At 35.2% G+C, this 273-nt stretch carries 1 pseudogene; it reads left to right on the forward strand.

Annotated elements, in window-relative coordinates:
• Positions 1-42: 42 nt before the first annotated feature.
• A pseudogene (locus tag RFW85_RS06660) lies at positions 43-273 on the forward strand (acyl-CoA synthetase); the annotation flags it as partial.

A 273-nucleotide genomic window follows, 5' to 3' on the forward strand; every position in this document is an offset into this window, starting at 1 on the left:
TAAGCATCTGAATCAGTTGCTAAATTGTGTGAGGAAATAAGAATGACGAATGGATTAATGATGCATTGTAATTTAAACATTACTTCAATAATGCAGCATGCTTTGATAGTTTACGCAGATCAAGAAATTGTAACTTTGAAAGCAGATGGGATAAGTAAACACCGATATACATATAAAGATGCTTTCGAACGTGTAGCTCAGTTTGCCAACGCACTAGACCGATTAAATATAAGTTCTGATGCTAAAGTCGGAACGATGGCATGGAACTCATTT

Origin of the sequence: Acinetobacter sp. 12966, assembly GCF_031196995.1 — a bacterium.
GTDB lineage: Bacteria > Pseudomonadota > Gammaproteobacteria > Pseudomonadales > Moraxellaceae > Acinetobacter > Acinetobacter geminorum.